Source organism: Paenibacillus sp. GYB004 (assembly GCF_036577605.1).
GTDB classification, from domain to species: Bacteria; Bacillota; Bacilli; order Paenibacillales; family NBRC-103111; genus Paenibacillus_AB; species Paenibacillus_AB oceani.
In genome coordinates, this window is record NZ_JARBDB010000057.1 from 357145 (window position 1) to 381102 (window position 23958).

Consider the following 23958-nt stretch of genomic DNA (forward strand, 5'->3'; position numbering starts at 1 on the left):
GTTTCAGTTGGCCACTACCAGGGAATGCATGTGTGCCATCGTTTTTGAATTCAGCTATCTATCGGTAGAGTGTGCTTGCAAGCAGCCCCCATTTCTCGAGCTACCTGTGCCACCGCTTTCCCTTCTTCTTGGATCAGACTGGGCACCTCGGTTTAGAATGTATCAATTGTTACACTCTCGGTTTCCTGTGTCCAAATGTAAAGTCTAGCATCAATCAAAATATAATCGAGTAGCAGTGGGCGGCTAGCCTCCGAGCTCTCACACCACCGTAAATGCGGGTCCGCATACGGAGGTTCCAAAGGTTACCAAAGCTCCAAGTAACGTGAACGTTGACTTTTCAGCCCTTCCGACCTCCCAATAGGAGGTCGGAAGGGCGTTGTTTATGTTCGGGACATTTCCCATGCTCCACGGCGGGAGTTTACCATCACCAGGCATGCCCATTCGGCACGCCGAGCGCTCGCAGTTCCCGAATCCGTGTGCGGACTCACTTCCACTGCTTCCATAGGCACATGCGCAGTCGCCTGCGAATACATTGATCGAACTGTTCGCCATACGACTTTGCTGATGCCAATCGGAAATAGCCGATCCATCCCGTCAGGTAACGGTTCAATCGGCCGATACGGTCTTCCATCGACATCGCTCTCGTGCGGCTGGTGATCCTCCGCACCTTTTCTTTGCAGTCGTCCGCCTAGCGAAAACGAAGTGCAGCTCTTGGCTGTTTAGTTCCTTGTCCAGATCGTCCAAGAGGATGTTTACCAACTGCGGACTGAGCGGCCCACCTTGGGACGTTCCCTCTTCCGACTTCTGCCAAACTCCAATTTCCATCATGCCTCCACTCAGGTATGCGCATGTGCCGCATTCCTCTCCAGATAAGAGATCGTTTGCTTGTCAGGTTATGATCTTAATTGCGGTCTATATAGAACTTATTCACATGATGAAAGACACATCTAGGTCGAAGTGAAGTGATAATTTTGTGAACTAGCTGCTGATCCCGAGTCGGATCATCATTACGATTGGACAGTCGGCCCTCCTTCTTTCTCAAAACCATCTAGAATCAGCGTATCTATGAAGTCGTTATCTGATAAAAGGTATAAATTCCCCGTGTATAATTCACCACCGCCGAATCCATTCACATTTTTTCCTGTCGATGCTTGAATTTTATTGTGGGAATCCCACCCTGGTGCCGATGTTTCACCCACGAATACAGCTCCATTCGGACCTTGGTTGTTGACATAAATACCGTTGAAAACAATTGAAGTAGGCATATTACTCCTCCAGTCAGATGTAATAAGCCATATATATGCCGTATATTCAATGTCCTATTCATCTATCAGTTACAAATATTCAGGCAACAGTTCATTTTTGATGGGGAACTTTCCTCGAAATTGAAATGATAAGCTGTTAATGTCTTAGGATCGAAGATACCCTCTAACTAACAAGCATAGCAAAACTACGAAGCTTGCTTCGCGAATGCCGGGCATGTATCGACCTGGATATCCCGTTGGCTGCATCCATGCATATTGGCTCTTCCTCGTTCACAACCACAATAATTCGACTGGGACTGAAGTGCCACTGCTAGCGTAAAGATTCCTAATGGTTGTCCTCCGAACGTCAATGGAAGCTTTTAATGGACTCATAAGTGATACTCGCCTTCTTGCGCAAACGTATTTGCGGATAATACCCACCACAAGTCTAATGTCGATTTCTTCCGGTCCTTCGACGCTGATCGGTAGACCGACATGCGAGTGCAGGAAAGAGGGGATTTCTAGTCCCTAACAATCGATCGGTCCGTTTTCTCGGACCGATCGGACTCCAGTGCAACAATTTTGCAAGTAGTGTTTGAAAGAACTGTTGAGTCATCAACTCAATCGCATCATTCGATCCACGCACAGACCCTCTACTGTTCTCGACGCACTACCTAAGACGAATTCTTCGCGGCAAAAGACGTGGACTGCGTCGAAAATGTTAGATAATAGGCTATCACTCCTTCTGATGGGACTTACTGAATAAGCCATGACCGAACCGAGCGCTTCTTTAAATTCCTGATAACCAGTACATCGGCATATATTCGATTGCAGCCAGTTTTCAATCATCGAACCGTCCGCTTGGGGATGCTTCATGACAAGCGCGTGGCAATTCATGATAAAACCTGGCGTACAATACCCCCATTGAAAAGCCCAATATTCCAGAAACGTTTGCTGAATCGGCGTATCGCGCAGCCCTCCGTTAACCTTTTGGAACCGCCGTATGCGGACCCGCATGTACGGTGGCGTGAGAAGACGGGGGTTAGTTGCCCTCTCCTACTCGATTCCTATTGAACCATCTTCCTTCGGACCATACAGAATGGATGCCGAAGCCAAGAAAATTCGTATCAGCTGTATCCTGATTTTACAATCCCATGGAGTAAGATATTTCCCGCTTACGCCTCCGAACGGAAGTCCGGCGGCACGCGTCTCGCTTCTCCCGAAGCAATCGCCGCTTCGATCACCCCGCGCCGCACTTTCGCTACGACGTCTTCATTAAAGATGCTCGGAATAATGTACTGGGCGTGCAGCTCACTCTCCGTGACGACCGAGGCGATCGCCTGCGCCGCCGCCAGCTTCATCGGCTCGTTGATCCGTCTGGCCCGGCAATCGAGCGCCCCCCGGAACAAGCCTGGAAACACGAGCATGTTATTGATCTGGTTCGGGTAATCGCTTCGTCCCGTAGCATAAACGGCCGCATACGGCAGCGCCTCCTCCGGTGCGATCTCCGGCACCGGGTTGGCCATCGCGAACACGATCGGATCGCCTGCCATCCGCTGCACATCCTCGCCGCTCAGCACGCCGCCCCGCGATACGCCGATGAACACGTCGGCGCCGCCGATCAGATCGCGCAGGGAGCCGCCGGTATCCCCGACTTGCGGCTGCTTCGCGAGCCATTGCCACATCGGGTGATCGTAACTTCCCCCGCGGACGATAGCGCCCTCCTTGTCAACCGGGACAAGCCGTCTTACGCCCGCTTCCAGCAGCATCTTGCAAATGGACACGCCGGCCGCACCGATGCCGTTGACGACGACGCGGACGTCCCCGATCCGCTTGCCGGTCACCTTCAGCGCATTCAGGATGGCCGCGGTGACGACAACCGCAGTGCCGTGCTGGTCGTCGTGAAACACCGGGATGTCCAGCTCCTCGACAAGCCTTCTCTCGATCTCGAAGCAGCGCGGGGAGCTGATGTCCTCCAGATTGATGCCACCGAATATCGGACTTACCGCTTTGATCGTCCGGATGATTTCCTCTGTATCGGTCGTGTCCAGGCAAATCGGGAACGCGTCCACGCCGGCAAACTGCTTGAACAGCATCGCCTTGCCCTCCATAACGGGCGCGGCGGCATACGGCCCGATATCGCCGAGACCGAGCACAGCGGTACCATCGGAAATGACGGCAACCGTATTGCGCTTGATCGTCAGCGAGAACGCCTTGCCCGGACTCTCGTGGATGGCCGAGCAGACTCTCGCGACACCGGGCGTATAGACCCGGGACAAATCGTCGCGATTTTTGATCGGTACGGTCGGCTGCGTCGTAATTTTGCCGCCCAGATGCATCAGGAACGTCCGGTCGGAGACGTTGATCAGCTTGACCCCGTCCAGCTCCTTCAGCGAATCGGCCAGCTGCTCGACCGACTGCTCCGCCATATCGACCGTCAAGTCCCGGATCGATACGTCCTTGCCGGAGCGGATGACGTCGATAAACGTAACGTCTCCTCCTGCGTTGCCGATCGTCGAGGCGACCTGGCCAAAATTGGCGACGCGGTGATCCAGCTCGATTCTGAAAATAATGCTCGTTGACGTTTTCACGGTCCCACTCTCCCTCTAGCTCCTAAACGAATCCGACTGGTTAACTTCGGTACTTCTTGCTTGGGCCTCCGCCTCGGTAAGCTCCAAAAACAGACGAACATCCCGCACCGACAGCTTGGCCGCTTCCCGCCAGAACTCAGGCTGGGTCAGATCGGCGCCGAGATGCTTTTCCGCCAGGTTCTCTACCGTCATCCTGCCCGTATCCCGCAGCAGCGCCGTGTAGCGCTCCTCGAACGATTCCTTGTCTCGCTGCGCCGCCGCATACAGACCCGATGCGAAAAGAAACCCGAACGTGTACGGGAAATTATAAAACGGCACAGCCGTATTGTAAAAATGTCCCTTCGACGCCCAGAACCGGGGATGATAGTCCCCCAAAGCGCCGCAAAACGCCTCCTCCTGAGCCGCAATCATCAGCTCGTTCAGGCGGTCGGCCGTCAACAACCCCGACTTTCGTTCCTCATAAAACCGCGTTTCGAACAAAAACCGCGCATGGATATCCATAAAAAACGTAACCGCCCGTCCCGCCTTCTCCTGCAGCAGCGCCAGCTTGCGCTCCGGCGTGTCGGCCTCGGCCAGCGCCGAGTCGCCTACGATTAGCTCGGCCAGCGTCGAAGCGGTCTCCGCTACATTCATCGCATACTTGCGGGAATCGGGCGGCAGCTCCATCATCGCCTGCTGGTGGTAGGCATGGCCGAGCTCGTGAGCAAGCGTCGACAGACTGCCGCCGCCGGAATACGTCAGAAACACCCGGCTCTGCCGGCTAAGCGGGAACGACGTGCAAAATCCGCCCGGACGCTTGCCTGGCCGATTATCCGCTTCGACCCAGCCGTCCGCGAAGGCGCGAGCGGCAAACTCGCCCAGCTTCGGCAAAAACCTCCCGAACATCGCCACGATTTTCCCGGCCGCTTTATCGTAACCGACCGATTCGCCGCCTACCGCCAGCGGAGCGTGCAAATCGTGCCAGGCCAGCTTCCGCACGCCGTTCAGCCGGGCAAGCCGTTCCAGATAAGCGACGAGCGTACCTTTGCATTCCGAGACGGCATCCCACATCGCCTTAAGCGTCGCTTCGCTCATCCGGTTTTGCTCCAGCGGCTCGCGCAGCGGATGGTCCCACCCCCGATGCTTATACATCTGCCAGCGGAAGCCGGCGATCCGGTTCAAAGCGTCGGCGCAATGCTGCTCCCGCTCCTCCCAGGCCCGCTCCCACCGGCGAAACAGCTCGCTCCGCTTCGCACGGTCCGGCTCCCGCAGCTTGCCCGCATACTGGCCGACCGACAGCATCTCCTCCCGATCTCCGGACGGGTACGGAATCCACATCTGCCTGACCGTTGTGTTGTACAGCGCTCTCCAGCCGTGATAACCGTCGACCGCGAGATCGATCATCAGCGCCTCAAGCGCGGGCGCCGGCTTGTCTCTTGCCTGCTTCCGGCGCTCCTGCAGATTAAAGGACGCGACGCACCACGGCTCGCGCGACAGCATGTCCTGGAACTCCGCTTCCGGCAGCCCTTCCAGCTTGGCGTCGAACCGGTTCATAACGGTTTTATAAGCGGCCTGGATGCCGTCCATCCGGCTGCCGAGCCGAAGAGCGCCGCAATCGGACAGGTTTTGGGCCGACAGACAGCTGACGAACGCCCCCGCCTGCCTGACCCGCTCCTGCAGCAGCTGCAACTGCCCCCACCAAAACGCCAGCTTCCGCTCCTCCGGCGTATCTGGGCAGTCCAGCTCGCCTGCGAGCCCGGCCACATCCGACTCAAGCTGTCCAAGAAACGAAGCGAATTCCGGTGAATCGCTTCCTCCCGGGAAAAATACGTCCAAATCCCAAGTTTGGCGTTGCGGCTTTTCCATCGTTCTTCCCTTCTTTCATAACGGAACGCCTACCCGCCGGCCGGGGCCGGAAGATAGGCGATCGAATCGGAGCTGCCTTTCCAGCGCAGCCTCCTAGCATCAGTAATCAGAATGGTCTGCGGGCTTACTTGATGTCGTAAGCGTCGATTTTCGCCATGTACACTTTGTCTTTGTTCTCGGCGTAATACTTTGTATAAAATTCGTCGACCTTCTGACCGCCCGCCTTCTCCCACATCTCCTTCGCTTCCTTGACCGCCTGCTCCACCGTGTAGCTCGGACCGCTGACGATCGCCTTCTGGAACAGATCTTCATACTTGAAGCCGTTCGTACTGATCAGCTGCAGCTCCTTCGGAAGCGCCGGCATAAAGCCTACGTCCTTAAAGACCGGCCGGCTTTTCGACAGCCATACCTCTTTGCCTTTGGCGTACAAGTCAGCGAGCTCCTTCTGAACCGGATCGCTCAAATCGTAGCTGCTGGACGGATCTCCGCACTTGCCGAGCAGCACCGTGTTGCCGAACAGCGTGTAATATTCGTAGTTCCAGTCCAGCTCTTTTTTGTTTTTCTCCAGATCGATCGGCTCCGGGCATCCGTTCTTGCCCATCTTCCAATGCTCGCCCTCGAAGCCGTACTTCAGCGTCCGCAGCGTGCTCTCGGAGATCAGCCAATCGATGTATTTCATAACCGCCACCGGATCTTTGGCGTTCGCGTTGACGACGCCCACCGAGCCGGCCGGCGTATCGACCTGCGGGCTGAACTGGCCGAACGGCCCTTTCGGCAGCTCCAATACGGCCACCTCGGAGGTCGGATTGTTTTTCTTGAACGTTTGATGCAGCGCCAGATTCGACGTAATTTTGACCGAGGCGTAGATGCCGAGCTTGCCGTTCACCCAGTCCTGCTGCGCCTTCGTGCCGCCTTTGTCGGTCAAATAGTCCTTGTCGGCGATGCCCGCGTCGTAAATTTGCTTCTTGTACGCAAGCGCCGCTTCCGCCCGTTCGTAATCGTGATACAGCTTGCCGTTTGCGTCAAAATGCCATGTGTCGCTGCCAAAAATCGCATTGATCACTTCGTTGCCGTTGCCGCTCAGGTTATAACCGAACGTATCCTTCTTGCCGTTGCCGTCCGGGTCCATCTCAGCGAACGCTTTCATCACCTTGAACAGATCGTCCGTCGTTTTCGGCATGTCCAGGTTCAGCTTTTTCAGCCAGTCCTGACGGATGACGACCGTTACGTTTTGCTGCAGACCGGTTACGCGGCCCAGCTCGTAGATTTTGCCGTCGCTTTTGTAGCCCAGCTTTTTGAGCAGCGGATACTGCATCATCAGCGCCTTGTAATTCGTACTGTGCTTCTCGATCAGATCGTCCAGCGGAATAATCTGCTTGGAGGTGTACAGATCATTGCGGTACGACGGCAAATAAGTCTGGATCAGATCGGGAGCCGTATTCGACGCAAACAGCGTATTCAGCTTCGCGGCTTCCCCGGTACGCGGCACCGGAACGAATTCGACCTCGACCGGCGCGTTTTCGTTGATCCACCGCGTCCAGCGGTTATTTACATAATCGCCTTCCCCTTGCGGCACTTGTCCCCGGTCGTATATCGTGACGGTAATTTTCGGCTTTTTCTCGGGCGCCTTCTCGCCCTCCTTGCCGGCAGCGGCTTCCTTGCCTCCCGAGCCGCCGCTCGAGCAGGCGGCCAGCAACGAGCCGGCGGCCAAAGCTACAGCCAATGTAGTGACGCTTGCCTTTTTCCACGACTTCCTCTTCATTCCAATCTCTCCCCCGTCAGTATCATACACTTCTATTAGGATCGCTTGCCGCATAAGGCAAACGTTGAAGCTACCCTTTGATCGAGCCGATCAGCATACCCTTGACGAAAAACTTCTGCAGAAACGGATAAACGATTACCATCGGAATGACCATTGTCATAATGCCCGCCGCACGAATCGACTGGGGCGTTATTTTGTTGATCGAATCGTCCGCAGTGCCCATGTTCATCTGATGATTGATTTCATTCAGCAGTTGTTGACTCTGAATCATGTTCTGCACCAAAACCGACAAATTATGCTTGGCCGAATCGTTGATGTACATCAGCACGCTGAAAAACGAGTTCCAGTGTCCCACTCCGTAAAAAAGCGACAGGGCGGCCAGAACCGGCAGCGACAAGGGAAGAAAAATACGTCCCAGCAGCCCCCATTCCGAACATCCGTCGATCCGCGCGGCTTCGACCAATTCCTCCGGAATGTTCTCGAAAAACGACCTGAGAACGAGCAGATTCCACGCGCTGACGATACCCGGCAGCCAAAGCGACCAATACGAGTCGAGCAGGCCCAGCGATTTCACGAGCAGGAAGTTCGGAATCAATCCGGCGCTGAACAGCATCGTAAATACAATCGCCATACTGAAAAAACGGCGTCCGTAAAAATATTTCCGGGACAGCGGATATCCGGCCATAACCGTAAAGATCATGTTCAGAATCGTCCCGATCACCGTAATGATGATACTGTTGTTAAACGACCGCACGATCGGCGTTCCTTCGACCAGCAGCTTATACGACTCCAGAGTGAACTGGACCGGCCAGAACGACACCTTGCCGGACATCACCGCATCGTTATCGCTAAGCGAAACCGCAAAAATATGGACGAGCGGCAGCAGGCACGACAGCGCTAGGACAGACAGGATCGTATAGGTAATGGCGTAAAATAGATGTTCCCCTCTGGTGGCTCTCACTAGTGTTCCTCCTACCAAATGCTCTCTCCGTACCGGCGCGCGATCCGGTTGGCAGTGATGACGAATATAAGGCCGATCAGCGATTCGAACAAGCCGAGCGCCGCGCCTACGCTGAACTGATTGCCGCGCAAGCCCATCTTGTAGTTCCACGTGCTGATGACCTCGGATATGCTGGATACCGCCGAATTTTGCAGCACATATACGTGGTCGAAGCCGACCTCCATCAGATTGCCCATGCTCAAAATAAACACGAGCACGATCGTGGAGCGGATGCCCGGGAGCGTGATATGCCACATCTGCCGCCACTTCGAGGCGCCGTCGATGCTGGCCGCTTCGTACAAATCGGGACTGATCGCGGACAGCGCCGCCAAATAAATGATCGCCCCCCAGCCCATCGACTTCCAGATACCGGACCCCACATAAATCGTAATCCAGCTCAGCTCGTTATAAAGGAACGGATAAATCGAACCGGTAAGCTTCTCCAGCAGCAGGTTGAACGTGCCCGCCTGCTGGGCGAACAGCGTAACGATAATTCCGCCGATGATCACCCAGTTCAGGAAGTGCGGCAAATAAACAAGCGTCTGCACCGTCTTTTTGAACCACGCCTTGCGTACCTCGTTAATCAGGATCGCCAGCATGATTGGAAACGGAAATCCGACGATAATATTCAGCAGGCTGAGAATCAGCGTATTGCGGATAATCTCCAGCATCATCGGATTGTCGAACAGCAGCTTGAAGTTATCGATGCCGACCCACGGACTGCCGAGAATGCCGTCCCGGAAGCTGTAATCCTTGAAAGCAATTACAAGTCCCAGCATGGGAGCGTACTTAAATAGGGCGAAGTACAAAATAATCGGCACGAACAAAATAAGCAGCGGTATGTTTTGCCGGAATCGTTTCTTTCTCTGCGACCGCAATCTCGCGCTCTCCGTCCGTTCCATCAGCCGGCCGCCCGAATGACCGGCCATTTGTTGATTCATACAGTGGATCACCCCTCTTTCGGAATCGTCTTTTACGAGAACAATCCCTAATCTACCTCCTCCCCGGGCTGCGCATCAATATACACGTTTCTTCCCCATATACTTAATTCTCATCGCAGTGAAACGCCTTGGAAGGACGGCCTTTCCGCCACTTGGCGCCGCCCCCCCGGCAACGGCAAAAAGCCGCAAAAGGCGCATCCGCAGCTGCGGTTATCGCACGATTCACGGCCCGAACTTCACGGGCATATACATCTTTCGCACCGTATTCAATTTTCGCTTTTGTCCGCATTCTGGTGCTCGCTGCGGAATAATCCCGGCGTTATCGACGTAATTTTTTTGAACATGCGGATAAACGATAACGCATGCAAATAGCCAACCTTGACCGAGATCGTCTGAACCGTCTCGTCCGTCTCGACGAGCAGCCGCTTCGCCTCCTGCACGCGGAGCTTGGCCAGAAATTCGATGAACTTCTCGCCGAACTCCTCCTTGAACAGACGGCTGAAATATTTCGGGCTTAACTCGAAATGCTCGCTGATATGATCGAGCGAAAGATCCGGGTTCGCATAATTTTGCTCCAGATACAGCTTGATTTCCTGAATAAGCTTGTGATTGTGCCTCTGCTGACGCATCGCAAGGAACCGCCCGGCGGCGTCAGACAATACGCGCTGCAGCTCGAGCTCGATGTCTTCCAGCAGCTCGAAGCGGGCGCTTCCCGCCAGCAGCTGCGGCTGGGCCGTCTCCCTCCAGACGAGCTGCACGTCCGCGGGCAAATCCATCATTTCTTTCTCCAGGCAAAAATTCATGTAGTTCAGCACATGTACGATATCGTCCCGTGAGAAGCTGCCTTCGCGCAGGATGTCGAAAATCCGGCTGTACATCTCCTTCCAGGACTCCTCGTTTAACCGGAACGACTGGGCGAGCGCCCGCGCCGTCTGAAGGATCAGGTCCATTCCGTTATGCTGGGCCGGCATGCAGTCCGCCGCCGAGATGACCTTGTCGCTGCCGAGCACCGGCTTGAACTTAAGCGCCTGCATCGCTTCCTCGTAGGACAGGGACACATCCCCGATCTCCTCGACCCGGTCGCCGATGCCGAACGTAACGGTCATGCGCAGGTTCGCCTTGACCCATTCCCGTGCGCGCTCGCACAGCTCCGGCACCCGCGCCGCCTGCTCAGAAGGACCGCCCGGAAGCAGGAAAATAACGGCCAGATGGCGGTTCGACATCCACTCCGACGCGACTGCGGCCGATTCGCTTTCGGCAATCTCCTTGATGACGGCGGACAGGCCGTATTTCAGCAGCAGCTGGTCTCTGTGCGAATACGTATCCGAAAACGCCGAATACCGGTCGATTTCCGCAACCGCCGTCATCAGGCTGCCGAATCCCGAGCGGAGACCGAACCGCGTCATCTCCTTGTTCCATTCGTCCAGACTGACCGGTCGTTCGCCGGACAGCAGCTCTTCGAAAAAAAATTGTTTCCGGTACGCCAGATCCTCGTATTGCCGCCGCTTGAAATGGTCGGACTGCTCGATCAAATCGTCGAGAGCCGTGGAGATCCGCTTGAACTCGTCAAACCTGCCCTCTCCGGGACTCGCGTCCAAAGCGAGCGCGGGAGAGGCGCTGATGCGCTCGAGGATAAGCTCGATCGGCTTGTAGTTGCGCCTCGATACGTAGAAGATCGCGGCCGCTCCGAAGAGGATGGAGCCGAATGCGAGCCACGCCCAAACGTTGGAGACGAGCGAAGCGAAGCTGAAAAACGGGATGCTTTTATAGCCGCTGCGCAGCTCCCATCCGGTCAAATCCGACACTGCCGTGGACAGCACCGGATCGCCTTTCCCTTCCGCTTCCGCGTTGCCGGCAAACTGCAGCCGCTTGTCGAAAAACCGGGTCCCCTCCCGGTCGTACAGCTCCATGAAGCTCATCCGGCCGCCTGTCATCTCATCGACTCTCTTCTGAAGCAGGGAGGCGTTGACATTAATAACGATGACGCCGGAATCGCCGCTTAATATCGGGTACCGCCGCACCAGCGATACGACCTTGACCGGCTCGGTCACGGCCGGTTCGGATAACACTTCCCGGATATTCGTCCAATTCGCCACCGTTTTATCGGCAAACGCTTCCTGAACGAATTCCTTTTCCGCAAATTCGTCTGCGTCGACCATCATCTTGTTCGTCAAGACGCGGCGGTCGTAGTCTCTGTACAGATATATATTGTGAATCAAATCGTTGGACAGCGTCATACCGCTAAGCAGCGAAGAAACTTTGGCGTGAACGATCGGCGAAGGGACGGCGGTCTCGATAAAAAACTGCTGCAAATCTTCGTTGATCCGAAACTCCTTCATCACCATCTCGTGAACGGAGCGCAGCGAATAGTCGACCGATTGCAGCGCTTGCTCCGCTGCAGCCTGATTCGCTTTCACCGCCTGGCTTCTTACCTGGTCGCTGAGTACGAGAAAAAAAATAAACACCAGGACGGAGTTAATAAAAATAAAGATCGGCAGATAGGAAACGAGGAAACGATTAAACCAATGTTTCTTCATGGAGCCTCCGAGAACGTGTTTATGAAAATCGGCAAGAAATCGTCCGTACACCATTATACTGCATCCCGGAACAATCGGGCGAGCTTTATCGAAACTGGCGAAACAGCGGCTCCCCCTCCTTCCCATAACGGGCGCTTCCTGCTATGATGGGAACGGCCGGAGGTTTACACCGGGGCTTCCAGATTACGATAAAAGAGTGAGAATGATGAAAGAAACGAAGTCCATTCTGATCATCGCCCATCATCGCGCCGTTCTGGTCAAGCTGGCCGAGCAGCTGCTCGAAATCGGTTTAGACGAGCTGTTTCATATCGAGACGCGCACGATCGACGAGATCGATCATGCCTGCGTCAGCAGGTTCGCTCTCGTGCTTTTGACAAGCCAAACGACGTATATGAAGGTGAAGCCGTTTTTCTCGGCCGACACTTCATACCTGATCGCGAGAAGGGTGATCAACTTCTCGAATATTCGCGAAGTGCTGAGCATACCGCCGCAGACGAGCGTATACCTCGTCAATAATACCAGAGACGCCGCCGAGGATACGATCCGCAATCTGCTAGAGATGGGCGTCTCGCTCCGGTTTATCCCGTATTATCCCGGACAAGCCGCCAGGCCGGACATCACCGTAGCGGTAACCCCGGGGGAGACCGATTACGTCCCGGATCACGTCGAGACGATGATTGACATCGGCGACCGGCTGATCGAACTGTCGACACTGTTCGAAATTTTTCATTTTTTCCGCATATCGCCACAATTCAAAAACGATCTTTTGTCGATGAGGTACATGCAGTCGCTCTTCCGCATGGTCCGCGAGCTAAGCGAGGAGATGATGCATTCGGAGCGGTTGCAGCGCAAGCTGGAATGGGTCGTGAACAGCATCGACGATGCGGTTGTGATCTACTCGCAGGACGAGAAGGTTCAAACGGCGAACGAGAAGGCTCGGCAGTTGCTTCACGCTCCGCTGCTCCAAGTCTCCGGCGCGCCGCTCCGGGAATGGGCCGGACAAGCTTTTTACGACGCCGTCCGGCTGCTCGATTCCGGTCGCGACTTGTTCCGCGACGTCGACGGAACCGCCTATTACATTCGCAAAACATGCATGAACGTCGATGCCGATACCGCCGTCTGGCTGCTCGTATTCCGCAAGGTCGAGGACATTCGCCATATCGAGCATGAATATCGTTCGAACCTGAAGAAAAGCAGTTTTACTGCCAAATATCAGTTCGACGACATTCTGACGGAGAGCCCGTCGCTTCTCCATACGGTCCGGATCGCCCGCAAGCTGGCGTTAAGCCATTCCACCGTGCTGCTTCTGGGTGAAACCGGGACCGGCAAGGAAGTATTCGCCCAGGCGCTGCACAACGCTTCGCCCCGCAAGCATCAGCCGTTCGTCGGAATCAACTTCGCGGCATTATCCGAAAGTCTTCTGGAGAGCGAGTTGTTCGGTTACGAAAGCGGAGCGTTCACGGGTGCGAAAAAAAGCGGGCATATCGGGGTATTCGAGCAGGCCCATCAGGGTACGCTGTTTCTGGATGAGATCGGCGACGCTTCACCCTCTATTCAAAATCGTCTGCTTCGTGCCCTGCAGGAACGACAGATTATGAAGGTAGGAGGAGAGCGTCTGCTTACGATCGATACGCGGGTGATTGCGGCGACGAACCAGGTGCTGGAGCAATTGATGGAGGAAGGGAAATTCCGCCGCGACCTGTATCACCGGTTAAACGTGCTGCCGATCCGCCTGCCGCCGCTGCGCGAGAGGCGCGAGGACATCGTGCCTCTCGCGCAGCGATTTCTCCGTGAGTTTCAGCTCCGGCTGAACGCGCCTCCGCTGCACGTCTCCAAAGCCGTCAGGCAGGCGCTGATCGACTACGACTGGCCCGGCAATATCCGCGAGCTTCGCAACGTGATCGAATATGCGGTTCATGTATGCGAAGGAACGATATATTTGGACGAGCTGCCCTTCTATTCTACCGGACACGCGGCGGCCGATGAAACGGCGCTGGAGGCGGAGCGCTCGAAAAGCTTGGCACGCGATTGGGAGAGCAAAGGCTACCTGAACGAAATGCTGCTTATCCTGGAGAGCCTCGCCGCGAGTCCGAACGGTACCGCGGGACGTCCTTCCCTTCTGGCTCGTCTGAGCGGACGCTTGTCGCTGTCCGACCCTCAGCTCCGGTACCGGCTCAAGCTGCTCGCCGGCAGCGAGCTGATTGCGAGCGGACGCGGGCGCAGCGGTGAGAGGATAACGACCAGGGGGCAGCGGTTCCTGGGCTACTGCCTTTCTACCAGACCGTCGCCGTAATCGGCATTCGCCAGCTCATAGATCGCCCGCGCGTAGATGGCGGTCGCCTTGAACAGATCGTCCAGCTCGATATACTCATCCTTCTGGTGCGCCGTTCCTTCCTTACCCGGAAACATCGCCCCGAACGCGACGCAGTTGCCCATCAGGCCGGCGTAGGTCGCTCCTCCGATCGAGAGCAGCGTCGGCTCCTGCCCCGTCTCGCCTTCATATACCCGCTGGAGCGTCCGGATCAGCGGGTGGCTCGCCTCGATGTAATGGGGCTTCTTGCTGCCGATGCTCGTTATGCTCATGCCGGATACGGCTGCCGCCGCTTCAAGCCCTGCGATTGCTGCCGGGAAGTCGGTCGTTACCGGACAGCGGATATTGAGCGAGACGAAGCCGCCTTTGCCGTGTTCGTATCGGAGGACGCCCGCATTTACGGTAAGCGGACCGGAGATGTCGTCCATATAGGCGATGCCCAGCTTCTCGCCGTAGCAGTCGCCGGCCAGCTTGCCGTCCAGAAACGCGATATACGCAGCCCCTGCCGCATCCAGCTCATATCCGCGCAGAAACTGCGCCATGAAGAGAGCGGCGTTAAGCCCTTTCATCGGATAAGCGCCGTGCGCCGATTTTCCGTACAGCATCAGCTCCGCGCTGCCGGAGGATTCCTCCAGCCTCCATTCGCATGGAAGCCCGAGAGACACGCCGTATCGTTGAAATTCCGCGGCCAGCCGCTCCAGCAGCGGGCGGGGAGCCTTCATCCGGACAACCGCTTTGTCCGGCACCATATTCGTTCGCTCCCCCGCTTCGAACGAAGCGAGGATGCAGGTCGGAGCGGACTTCGCCTTATTCGCCGCAGTCAAGTCGAGAGTGAAGACGGGATTCAGTTGCCCCTTCTCCGCATGAATGATCGGAAATCCGGCATCGGGCGAAAACGCGGCGACCGGCATTTGCTCCTCCTCCACATATTTACGCACACATGCCATCCCGCTTTCCTCGTCCGTTCCGAAGATAAGCCGCACATTATGTTTTAACGGCAAGCCCGATTCCTGTACGATCTTCAGCGCGTAATAAGCGGCGATCGTCGGCCCTTTGTCATCGATCGCTCCCCGGGCGTACAGCTTGCCGTCCACGATCGCCGGTTCGAACGGAGGATGAGTCCATTCGCCGGTGGCGGGAACAACGTCCAGATGGCACAACACCCCGATATAGTCTTCACCGCGGCTTTCCCCATACTCCGCATATCCTGCATATCCGTCCAGATTGCGCGTCCGGAAACCAGAGCTTTCCGCCTGCTCCAGCATCCAATCGAGAGCTTGGGCGATTGCCGCTCCCATCGGCTGACCCGGCCGTTGGGTTGCGGGATCCTTCACGCTTGGTATGCGAAGCAGCGAACGCAAATCTGCCAGCAAAGCTTCCTTTCTCTTCAACACTTCCCCGTACCAATCCATTTGTATCCCCCTGTTACTTCGGATGAATTCCGCTCCATATTAAGCAAGCAATAATCGTGCCAATCAAAAAAATATGGACAGACGACCAGCATTACCGTTAATTGGTTATCTTTAATCAAAATTTCGTATACTTCACGCCGTTATTGGACTAGCCAATTAATCGCAGAACACGTCCGGCATGGTGCGGCATCCGGAAATAATGCCTTGATTCCGATCGAAACCGGCCGTTGTCTGTATCGGCTCATTGAACTTTCCCTCCATTGGCACGGTTATTGCATTCTCATAGTTAAGGCAGCACAACATTGCCAGACAATCCGGGCTGCGAACCTCATCCCTGCCGGAGCCAATTATACCTAGAAGGAGTCAAAACCGATGAAGCCGCTAATAGGCATTACATCCAACCGCACAACAGATCCAAGCCGCCAAACGAGTCAAGGACTCGCCCTCTCCGATCAAACGATCCAGCACGTAGCGGACGACTACGTAAAAGCGATCGAGCGTGCAGGCGGCATTCCTGTTATTATCCCCGTATACGAACAGTCCGGCAACTACGCCAAACTGCTTCAATCGCTCGACGGTCTTCTGTTTACCGGAGGCTCGGATATCGATCCAAGCTATTACAACGCTACTCGCAGCGACAAAATCGGCGCGACCGATCCCGGGCGCGACCGGCATGAGCTCGCCTTGATCGGCGAAGCGCTGCGATCGACGACGATCCCGGTTCTCGCCATATGCCGCGGCTGCCAGCTCCTGAACGTAGCCGGAGGCGGTACGCTGTATCAGGACCTTCCCTCCGAGCGGGAAGGCAGCGCGAACCACAGCTATGCCGGGTTATCCCCGAAGCATGAAGCCGTGCAGCAGGTGACGATCGAAAAGGAAACGAAGCTGTGCGCTATCGTCGGAACGGAGCGGCTGGCCGTCAACAGCTTCCATCATCAGGCGGCGAAGACGGTTGGTCCGCAGTTTTCCGTCACGGCGACCGCCGACGACGGAACGATCGAGGGAATCGAGATGAAGGGGGACCGCTTCGTCCTCGGCGTCCAGTGGCACCCCGAGCTGATGCACGATACCGATGCGGCGGCGGCCGCGCTGTTCGAGGCGTTCGTCGGCCGATCCGCCGCTTCCGTTCGAGCCGTGTGAGGGGCGGCGCCGCGCCTTTTTTTGAGTTCCAGCCATCAAAACGCACGTCAAGCGGGGGAGATTTCCTCTCCCCCGCTTGCGGCACACACGGAACGTGTTTTTCGGACTGCGGATCTTCCTAAAACTCCCTACATGACGCAACGAAATACCGCCATTTTGAAATGACGGCTTTCGCAATGTTGAAAGGAAGGCGATACCGACTATATTCAGATGTCCTTGCTAATAGGTCTTACCGGGAATCGTTCTTGTAAATCCCTTTTTTCAGCATGTCCGTATATTCCTCGAACTCTCGGATTATGTTCGGCAATTCCGAAAGTCCCCGATCCGGAGCATGTTTGAATTGTTCCATGAATCGGTGCGTAAGCTGGTCTAGTACGGAATGTATCAACTGAACCACCTTCTCCCGCTTAAATTCGGACGAAAATGCGGAATAATCGGCATCCTCCAAGAAAGTAGCGGCGTATCGTGCCTGCATGCGCCGTTGCCGTATAACGATCTCCTCGCCCAGCTCTTCCGGCACGTCCCGGAACACATCGGAAACCAGCTTGTAGATCATCGGATATTCCATGAACATTTTCACTTTCGCCTTGCTAAGGGCTAAGTAACGGGTCAATAGTTCCTGCGGCAGCTCCTTCATTTCGTTTTCCAAGTACTGGTCAAATACATCCAGAGACTGGTCCAGCACGGTAAGCATCAGCTGCTTTTTGCTTCCGAAATAAAAAAAAAGGATACCTTTGGACGTATCGGCCGCTTTTACAATTCGATTGGTAGATGCATTTCGATAGCCGTGTTCGCTGAATTCAGCAAGCGCGCACTTGAGTACCAGCTGTTCTTTAGCTTCGATGATCGATCCCTCCTATATGGAGTCCGGTCATCCGTGTGCTGGCCTCCCATAATTTTCTCCAAACGGTTTCATCATAGGATTTTTTGGAGGAAGAAACAATCTTGTTTTTCTCGGTATAATAGTTGCCGGTTACTCCGACTAAAGCCGGTTCGGCGGCAAGGTAAGCATACGTTTCCGCCATCGTATCGGGCTCAATCGAAAAGCTGCGTTTCAGCCGGTAAACAGCTTGTAGCCATCCGGCCACATTCTCGGCGTGTCTTCCCTCATCAATCTTGACACTAGGCACGCGTATGCAGTTTACGGTAACGCCGGACTCCTTAAGCTTCCGGGCCAGATCTTAGGTAAACATAAGCTGCGCCAGCTTGGAATGATAGTAAGCGTGAGTCGGAGAAAACTTCTTCTCTCCGTTCAGATTATCAAATTCGATTGTAAGGCCAGGGAACGTCAAAAGTCCTTTGGAAGCAATCGTAATAATCCGGCTAGGGGCGCTTCGCTTGAGCATGTCGAGCAGTAAATGTGTTAGCAGAAATGGCCCCAGGTGATTGGTTGCAAAAATCGTTTCTACTCCGTCGTCCGTAATCAGGGGCTTCTTTAAGGTCAGGTCGAAGTTGGCGGCGTTATGGATAAGAACGTCAAGTCTTCGATAATGGGTCCGGACCTCATCCGCGAGAAACCGCACGCTTCTCTGCGACGACATATCGGCTTGCAGCAGTTCTACCTTGACGTTGCCCGTGGCGCGTCTAATTTCTTCGACTGCCGCCGCTCCGTTTACAGCATTCCGGCATACGACGATGACTTCTGATCCGAGCGCGGCCAGCCGTTTAGCCGCCCGTTTCCCGATCCCCGCGTTGGCTCCGGTAATAAGCGACACTTTCCCCGTCATATCCCAGTCCGCTTTATTCATAACTTCACTCTTTCTTTGCATTTTTGACCAACTGGTCAATGTTGTTTTATTCTTAATATATCGCCATTTGACCAGGTGGTCAATAGTTGATTTAAGGAAGAAGCTTGAAGACAATCCCGCAGAACCCAGATTATCGGTCTGGACAGTTGAAAAATGGCTTAACCGTTTAGACAATGGGGAAGAAATCTACTTCATCAGCACCCCTCGGCTGGCTTTGGACGACACAGGACAAATTAAATCAGTAATGCCCAAAAGAACATTCTCTTCAATGAGGATGCTCTTTTGTTAACAGCTACTTTGAAAGTAAACCACCGCATCCGGGCGATAGTAAATTGAAAATCAACCCAAAACCCGCTAGAATATCGGAACTCCCGTTCCCCGATTTCTTGTACCGACTGGATCTGGATATCAAGAAGAGAGCACCGGCCTATGGAGCACATACACATAGAATACCGCATCCGCCCTATGAACTAGACCAACTACGGCCTACTCTTTGAAGCTCCGCGGCGCCTGTTCCATATAGGGAGCCAAGTACAATTCGCGCACCTCATGTCGGATCCAGCTCATAAGCCCCATGATCACAAGCAAAACCACTGCCGAGGAAATAAACAATTTCCGCGAGTCCGCCTTGTAGAGTCGGAATAAAAGAACAATCAGCACAAAGGCCAGCGTTACGGAGACGACTAGAAGCGATGTGTGAAAGGCCGAACCGCCCAGGAAGCTGGATCGTACCTCCGAGCTCATGCTTAACAATAAAAACGGACCGGCAATCAGCTGCAGCAGCGTGAACAAAAATGCGGAGCCCTTCCCGAATGTTTGGGCTAACCTGTAGACAGGATCGTCCTTTACCCGGATTTTCCGTCTCCCCCACCCATACATGTACATTCCGATGATAGCAAAACTGGCTGCCATAAAATGAAAGTAACGCTGCCATATTGTGGGATAACGAAACAAGGAGTCAAAAAAACCTTTGGAGCCGCTCCAAAGTTCCGGATGCAGCATCGATGCGACATTAGTTATAAAAAGCAAGGGGACAAACAATAAAATGATCGCGCCGGCAATTCCGAACGATAGATGCAGCTTCTTGCGGTCCTGCCACTTGTCCCACGTAAACTTGTAGACGTAAAGCAGCAGAAACGAAATAATTAATAGCGGAATGAGCATCAGCCACCATTTACCGATCAGAATGGTAGAAGGATAAAAGAACTGGGTGTAAATCGTGCTGATAATTAACAATGGCGCAACACCTAAAACAACGGCAATGCTTTTATGGATAGACACCAGAGTCGCCAATTGAAGTGCCAGACCGTCCGCGACTTTGTCACGTTTGAGAATTCCCCTGATTTCCAGCAACACGGCATTAACCGATCCGGCAACGACAATATTGACGTAGATTAGATGCAGTATAAACCCGATAACGATCAGCACTTCGAACAGGGGCATGTTCCCGGGAATGGCCAAACCCAGATCATTAGGAACCGGTGAATCGGCTTTTATATACATAGCGCTTACTCCTTTTCGTAAGTCTCTGTCCGTGAAAACGGGCTCCATAACGCAGCCTTGTTCTCTGCCTCTTTCGTCTCGTTTGTCTGTGCAACGATATTGGCCAGATACGCAGCGAGCGCCTCTACTTCCTGCTGTGTGCCTGCAAAAGGCGGCATGACATCCCGGACATGGTGCATGGAGGGGATGAAGCCGGCTATCGTCTCTTTGCTCCATCCGTCTATGCGTTCGGTCATCGCCCTGCTCCGGCGTATGCCGTCAATGCTGTGGCAGGCGATGCACTGCATGCGAAACAGCTCTTCTCCCGCTTCCAACTGATTCGCTTCTGTCACTTCCTTCACTTTGGAAAACTTGGCATGCCGGAGAGCACCCTCCCTTGAAAGCTTGTCCACCTCTTCTTTCAGGATCCCGTTGGCATACATATAGTTATAGATCACGTAAGGTTTGCGAATATTTTCCCGCACGATCTCGAACTCCGTAATCAAGAGCAGGGAGAAGCCCGCGGTAAATACCGTAAGTGCGACCGGCATTTTCGGCTTGCCGTCCAGCAGCGTAATCGCCAGGATGAATATGAGAAACAGACCGCCGATATTGAGCCAAATGAACGTTGTTTCATTCATGCCGGAGGCCCACTTGACCAAAGTCTGCGCTTTGTCAGGCAACGTGCGTAAATACCAGAAGCCACTCGCAAGCATGATCGGAACCGAAACCGCCAGCCATTTGCCGAATATACGCTGCACCGCGACGCGACCCCGCATATCCTTGACCGTCCAACGGATGAGCGAATGAAGCACGGCTACGCCCAGGGCAATCGCGGCGAAGGTGCGGAAAATAGTGGACGGTACCCAAGTCGGATTAAAAAAAGCGTCCCAGAACGACAGTGTTTCGACCCAGTTCCCAGGGTTGATTTGTGCCGCCAAAATACCGGTAATGATAACGAGTGTGAACCAGGACATAATGCATAACGCGACGCCGACCCGGAGATGTCTCCGTTTCTTCTCCCCGCTCCACTTGTCCCACGTGTAGAAATAGGTCAGAAGCAAGATGACCTCCGATACGAATACGAGCCACTCCGTGAACCAGGCCCAGTGGAAAATGCGCAATAACGATCCGATCGCGTCCGGCAATATAACCGTGGTGGTAAACCAGATGCCGACGCCGGTCATGGCGCCTAGCGTAGTCGTAATGATCATAATCCACTTGGTCAGCCACCGGGCATAGGCGTCCAGCGCGGGATTGTTATCTTTGTATGCCCGGTATTCGATGGAAACGACCAGCACACAGCCGCCTATGGCTACCGCATGGTTGATCATGACATGAAGCACGGCCATCATGCCGATCAAATTGCCGTTTCCGAGCCAACCGAAATCGATGGTTGGAAAGTTCAAAGCGGGTTCCTCCTCCTGTTTTATTTCCCAAGTATAGATTTCGGTGCACACAAAAAAAATGACCCTATGGAGCCAGTTTCTCCTCATATCGTCATAATCGATGAATTTTCTGTGAAAACCAATTGTATTCTCTTCATATTGTCACTATACTCCATATTTCTGTAATTATTTCGAGCTAGCTCGTTGGTGCCATATTGAGAAATAGCACCAAGTGGTCATGGAAACATCAAACGCGGTAGTGGTATTCTTGAGAAAATTCGAAATGAACCGGAGGCGTACCCATTGACAACCTTTCCAATGCGAATCCTGCTACTTAATTTTACGGAGCAAGCGGGACAAACCATAAGGTATTATGCCCGGGAGGAAGGCTGGTCAGTAGAAGAAAAATCCATGCAACACAACTATTTGCACAAAATCAAAGCGAACGAGTATGCCCTCATCTTGCTGCATATTTCGCCTACCACAAAAGACGGCTTCAAGCAATGCTTGGAGATCAGGCGCGCCTTTACGGAGAAAACGGCACTTCTTTTGCTTACGGAGGGCGGGATCATGGAAAGGCTGGCGGGTTTTCAGGCGGGAGCGGACGACTGTGTTAGTAAGCCCTTCAGTATGCGGGAGCTGCTATATCGCATGAGGGTGCTGATAGAACGGGCGGGCGGGCATTCAAGGCAGCCGGTGAATGTAGCTTTTCGCAGCCGATTGTTGAGTACTAAGCTGGAACTGGAGCGGCACAGTCCGTTGGTGTGGGTCAATTGCTCCCCGGTCCGCCTTTCTTACTGCGAATATAAAGTGTTACGCTACTTGGCGGATCGCCCGAATCAAACCGTGAGCCGGGAAGAATTGCTGCAAAAAGTATGGACGTCGAAGGAGATCGGTTACTATCGCACGGTAGACACCAACATCAAACGCATTCGCGAGAAACTGAAACAGATTAGTCCCGATTTGGCAGAGATGATTCACACTGACCGCGGACGCGGTTATTGCCTGTTGGATCCTTCCGCCCTGACCGGATAACACGGTGCATGTTCCGCCCTTTCCCTACATACGTTTATGAGAGAATACTCATGTTCAGGGCGAGAGAAGGGATGGAATGAAGACCGGTTGGGCATTTGCATTGCTTCTGATCTTTATCGGGGCTGTCGTGTGGCTTCGGTATGTGCAGGACGATTCAAACGGAAGTTCGGTATATACGGACGGACGTATACGAATGGAGCTGCAAGCCGAACCGTTGGTCTCTCGCTCCATGGAAGAGACGGCTTTCCGGCTTCTCGTCACCGAGGAGTCCGGTACTCCGGTTATCGACGCCGACCTCCAACTGTTTATCTCAATGCCGAATATGTATTGCGGCGTATTTCAGGGAGCCATAACGCAATCGCAGCCAGGAGTTTACATCGCTACAGCGATTCCTGTCATGCAGGGCCGATGGCATGCCGAAGCGGTCCTCCGCCGCGAGAACGGCCCGATCCGGGTCCACTCGCAATTCGACGTTCGTTAACCGGCAAATGCAGACCGTTACCACAACCACGGGTGAACGCCTGGAATCCATTCATTAGCGCTCAGTCCTTTCAGAATAGAGAGCATCCCCATCGTAAAGGCGAGACAGTTGCCGAGCTTACGCATACTTCCGCGCCACTTTCTGGTCAATCCGCCGGCAGACAGCCCCGCTAACAGCAAAATCGGGAATGTCGAAAGCCCGAACGTCAACATGATCAGGACGCCGGACGCCATGGTGCCGGATGCCGCCGCTTGCATCTGCATGGCATAAGTCAAGCCGCACGGTAAAAATCCGAGCAGGATGCCGGTTAAGAAAGTCGATAGCATCCCGTAGTGCCGGCCGAGCCTCGCCAACTTCTCATGTAGCAGCGGATGTCTCGGCAGATACGGGCTGTAGAGAGGCAGAGTATACTTCCGTAACGTCCACAGCACCATGAGCACGCCTCCCGCGATGCTTGCTGCGCCCTGAAAACCCACAAAACTTCCGGCCACATCCAGAAACGAGCCAACCATCCCCATAAAGCCGCCAATCGCCGCGTAAGTTATCACTCTGCCGGCGTTGTAGGCGAGCACCGACGACAACGGAGAGCCCTGGGCTCGCATAGCCAGAGAAGACACGATCCCTCCGCACATGACCAGACAATGAGGTGCCCCCATCAAACCTGCCATTGCAACCAGCAGTAATGAGCTCCCGGTTAAGGGCATTCTTCTTCACTCCGTTCCATCCTAGTCGCCTCGCAACTAATGGCATGGTATTGTAATCGCCCGTCCATTCATTTGTATGAAAATGTGTGGATAAAAAGAATGGCTGCAAGGAGCCGAAAAAAAGCTTCTAAACGAAGCTCTCTCTGGTATTATGGGTTTTAAAGTTTCTATAACGAGAAAAAACTCTAACGGACACAGCGGCCGTTATTGTGGCGAATTTCGATCCATTTGATTTCTAACGGACATAGATGCAGTTATTTGATGAGAAGTGTCACTTTTGGAGGTGTTTCGGAGTAAATAAGCGCTGTGGTGACCGTTACATTTTACAAAACTGTTT

18 protein-coding genes and 3 pseudogenes are annotated in these 23958 nt (G+C 54.2%); 4 read left to right on the top strand and 17 right to left on the bottom strand.

The features are described 5' to 3' along the window. Nucleotides 1–302 precede the first annotated feature (302 nt). The 9 genes and pseudogenes from PV433_RS34200 to PV433_RS24795 form a co-directional block, all read right to left on the bottom strand. Nucleotides 303–846: pseudogene (locus tag PV433_RS34200) on the bottom strand (group II intron maturase-specific domain-containing protein); the annotation flags it as partial. Between the two features lie 161 nt (nt 847–1007). Continuing rightward, nucleotides 1008–1265 carry a hypothetical protein gene (locus PV433_RS24760; protein ID WP_332074696.1) on the bottom strand — a complete coding sequence of 86 codons (258 nt, stop codon included), beginning with the start codon at nt 1263–1265 and terminating at the stop codon, nt 1008–1010. Nucleotides 1266–2012: 747 nt separating this feature from the next. Beyond that, nucleotides 2013–2222, bottom strand: a pseudogene (locus PV433_RS24765) (2Fe-2S iron-sulfur cluster-binding protein); the annotation flags it as partial. 197 nt (nt 2223–2419) lie between these two features. Next, the gene (locus tag PV433_RS24770) at nt 2420–3835 is read right to left on the bottom strand and encodes an NAD-dependent malic enzyme (protein WP_332074697.1); all 1416 of its coding nucleotides are present in this window, start codon (nt 3833–3835) and stop codon (nt 2420–2422) included. A gap of 15 nt (nt 3836–3850) precedes the next feature. Then, a complete protein-coding gene (locus PV433_RS24775; protein WP_332074698.1) occupies nt 3851–5680 on the bottom strand; it encodes a M3 family oligoendopeptidase in 1830 nt (609 codons plus the stop codon). Nucleotides 5681–5804: 124 nt separating this feature from the next. Next, nucleotides 5805–7442, bottom strand: a complete 1638-nt coding sequence (locus tag PV433_RS24780) for an extracellular solute-binding protein (protein ID WP_332074699.1) — start codon at nt 7440–7442, stop codon at nt 5805–5807. Between the two features lie 70 nt (nt 7443–7512). Further along, on the bottom strand, nt 7513–8403 hold the full coding sequence (locus PV433_RS24785) for a carbohydrate ABC transporter permease (RefSeq protein WP_332074700.1): 891 nt from the start codon (nt 8401–8403) through the stop codon (nt 7513–7515). 11 nt (nt 8404–8414) lie between these two features. Beyond that, entirely contained in the window at nt 8415–9383 is a 969-nt protein-coding gene (locus PV433_RS24790) for an ABC transporter permease (protein ID WP_442951572.1), read from the bottom strand. Between the two features lie 266 nt (nt 9384–9649). Continuing rightward, complete coding sequence (locus PV433_RS24795; RefSeq protein ID WP_332074701.1) at nt 9650–11920, bottom strand: helix-turn-helix domain-containing protein; 2271 nt, start codon at nt 11918–11920, stop codon at nt 9650–9652. A 205-nt stretch (nt 11921–12125) separates the two neighbouring features. Here PV433_RS24795 and PV433_RS24800 point away from each other — a divergent pair, with 205 nt between their 5' ends. After that, nucleotides 12126–14213: a sigma-54 interaction domain-containing protein gene (locus PV433_RS24800; protein ID WP_332074702.1), complete on the top strand. Its 2088-nt coding sequence runs from the start codon at nt 12126–12128 to the stop codon at nt 14211–14213. Here PV433_RS24800 and pepV read toward each other — a convergent pair. Beyond that, a complete protein-coding gene (gene pepV, locus PV433_RS24805; RefSeq protein ID WP_332074703.1) occupies nt 14183–15643 on the bottom strand; it encodes a dipeptidase PepV in 1461 nt (486 codons plus the stop codon). The genes PV433_RS24800 and pepV overlap by 31 nt on opposite strands. Before the next feature lie 372 nt (nt 15644–16015). Between pepV and PV433_RS24810 the strand changes: the two genes are divergently transcribed. Further along, nucleotides 16016–16783, top strand: coding sequence for a gamma-glutamyl-gamma-aminobutyrate hydrolase family protein (locus tag PV433_RS24810; protein WP_332074704.1), 768 nt, complete (start codon nt 16016–16018; stop codon nt 16781–16783). Nucleotides 16784–17012: 229 nt separating this feature from the next. Here PV433_RS24810 and PV433_RS24815 read toward each other — a convergent pair whose 3' ends face one another. The 6 genes and pseudogenes from PV433_RS24815 to PV433_RS24835 all read right to left on the bottom strand — a co-directional run bounded on the left by PV433_RS24815 (nt 17013) and on the right by PV433_RS24835 (nt 21422). Next, nucleotides 17013–17477 (bottom strand): hypothetical protein, encoded by a 465-nt coding sequence (locus PV433_RS24815; RefSeq protein WP_332074705.1) that lies wholly within the window; start codon nt 17475–17477, stop codon nt 17013–17015. A gap of 6 nt (nt 17478–17483) precedes the next feature. Further along, nucleotides 17484–17630: pseudogene (locus PV433_RS34205) on the bottom strand (TetR/AcrR family transcriptional regulator); the annotation flags it as partial. Beyond that, nucleotides 17617–17871 (bottom strand): hypothetical protein, encoded by a 255-nt coding sequence (locus tag PV433_RS24820; RefSeq protein WP_332074706.1) that lies wholly within the window; start codon nt 17869–17871, stop codon nt 17617–17619. The pseudogene PV433_RS34205 and the gene PV433_RS24820, both read right to left, overlap by 14 nt. A 93-nt stretch (nt 17872–17964) precedes the next feature. Then, nucleotides 17965–18531: an SDR family NAD(P)-dependent oxidoreductase gene (locus tag PV433_RS24825; RefSeq protein ID WP_332074707.1), complete on the bottom strand. Its 567-nt coding sequence runs from the start codon at nt 18529–18531 to the stop codon at nt 17965–17967. A 486-nt stretch (nt 18532–19017) separates the two neighbouring features. After that, nucleotides 19018–20034: a cytochrome c class I gene (locus tag PV433_RS24830; protein ID WP_332074708.1), complete on the bottom strand. Its 1017-nt coding sequence runs from the start codon at nt 20032–20034 to the stop codon at nt 19018–19020. 5 nt (nt 20035–20039) lie between these two features. Next, nucleotides 20040–21422, bottom strand: coding sequence for a c-type cytochrome (locus tag PV433_RS24835; protein ID WP_332074709.1), 1383 nt, complete (start codon nt 21420–21422; stop codon nt 20040–20042). A gap of 297 nt (nt 21423–21719) precedes the next feature. On the opposite strand from PV433_RS24835, the gene PV433_RS24840 reads away from it, so the two are divergent. Both PV433_RS24840 and PV433_RS24845 read left to right on the top strand, forming a co-directional pair. Continuing rightward, a complete protein-coding gene (locus tag PV433_RS24840) occupies nt 21720–22436 on the top strand; it encodes a response regulator transcription factor (RefSeq protein WP_332074785.1) in 717 nt (238 codons plus the stop codon). Between the two features lie 76 nt (nt 22437–22512). Then, complete coding sequence (locus PV433_RS24845; RefSeq protein WP_332074710.1) at nt 22513–22917, top strand: FixH family protein; 405 nt, start codon at nt 22513–22515, stop codon at nt 22915–22917. 17 nt (nt 22918–22934) lie between these two features. Here the strand turns inward: PV433_RS24845 and PV433_RS24850 are convergent, their stop codons facing one another. Next, nucleotides 22935–23621: a sulfite exporter TauE/SafE family protein gene (locus tag PV433_RS24850; RefSeq protein WP_332074711.1), complete on the bottom strand. Its 687-nt coding sequence runs from the start codon at nt 23619–23621 to the stop codon at nt 22935–22937. Nucleotides 23622–23958: the final 337 nt, after the last annotated feature.

Bases quoted from the DNA above. Each gene is read 5' to 3' on its own strand.
- PV433_RS24760 (WP_332074696.1), bottom strand. From the start codon at position 1,265: ATGCCTACTTCAATTGTTTTCAACGGTATTTATGTCAACAACCAAGGT.
- PV433_RS24775 (WP_332074698.1), bottom strand. From the start codon at position 5,680: ATGGAAAAGCCGCAACGCCAAACTTGGGATTTGGACGTATTTTTCCCG.
- PV433_RS24780 (WP_332074699.1), bottom strand. From the start codon at position 7,442: ATGAAGAGGAAGTCGTGGAAAAAGGCAAGCGTCACTACATTGGCTGTA.
- PV433_RS24790 (WP_442951572.1), bottom strand. From the start codon at position 9,383: ATGAATCAACAAATGGCCGGTCATTCGGGCGGCCGGCTGATGGAACGG.
- PV433_RS24795 (WP_332074701.1), bottom strand. From the start codon at position 11,920: ATGAAGAAACATTGGTTTAATCGTTTCCTCGTTTCCTATCTGCCGATC.
- PV433_RS24800 (WP_332074702.1), top strand. From the start codon at position 12,126: ATGAAAGAAACGAAGTCCATTCTGATCATCGCCCATCATCGCGCCGTT.
- pepV (WP_332074703.1), bottom strand. From the start codon at position 15,643: ATGGATTGGTACGGGGAAGTGTTGAAGAGAAAGGAAGCTTTGCTGGCA.
- PV433_RS24810 (WP_332074704.1), top strand. From the start codon at position 16,016: ATGAAGCCGCTAATAGGCATTACATCCAACCGCACAACAGATCCAAGC.
- PV433_RS24815 (WP_332074705.1), bottom strand. From the start codon at position 17,477: ATGCTTACCGTGCTGGACCAGTCTCTGGATGTATTTGACCAGTACTTG.
- PV433_RS24825 (WP_332074707.1), bottom strand. From the start codon at position 18,531: ATGAATAAAGCGGACTGGGATATGACGGGGAAAGTGTCGCTTATTACC.
- PV433_RS24830 (WP_332074708.1), bottom strand. From the start codon at position 20,034: ATGTATATAAAAGCCGATTCACCGGTTCCTAATGATCTGGGTTTGGCC.
- PV433_RS24840 (WP_332074785.1), top strand. From the start codon at position 21,720: ATGCGAATCCTGCTACTTAATTTTACGGAGCAAGCGGGACAAACCATA.
- PV433_RS24845 (WP_332074710.1), top strand. From the start codon at position 22,513: ATGAAGACCGGTTGGGCATTTGCATTGCTTCTGATCTTTATCGGGGCT.
- PV433_RS24850 (WP_332074711.1), bottom strand. From the start codon at position 23,621: ATGCCCTTAACCGGGAGCTCATTACTGCTGGTTGCAATGGCAGGTTTG.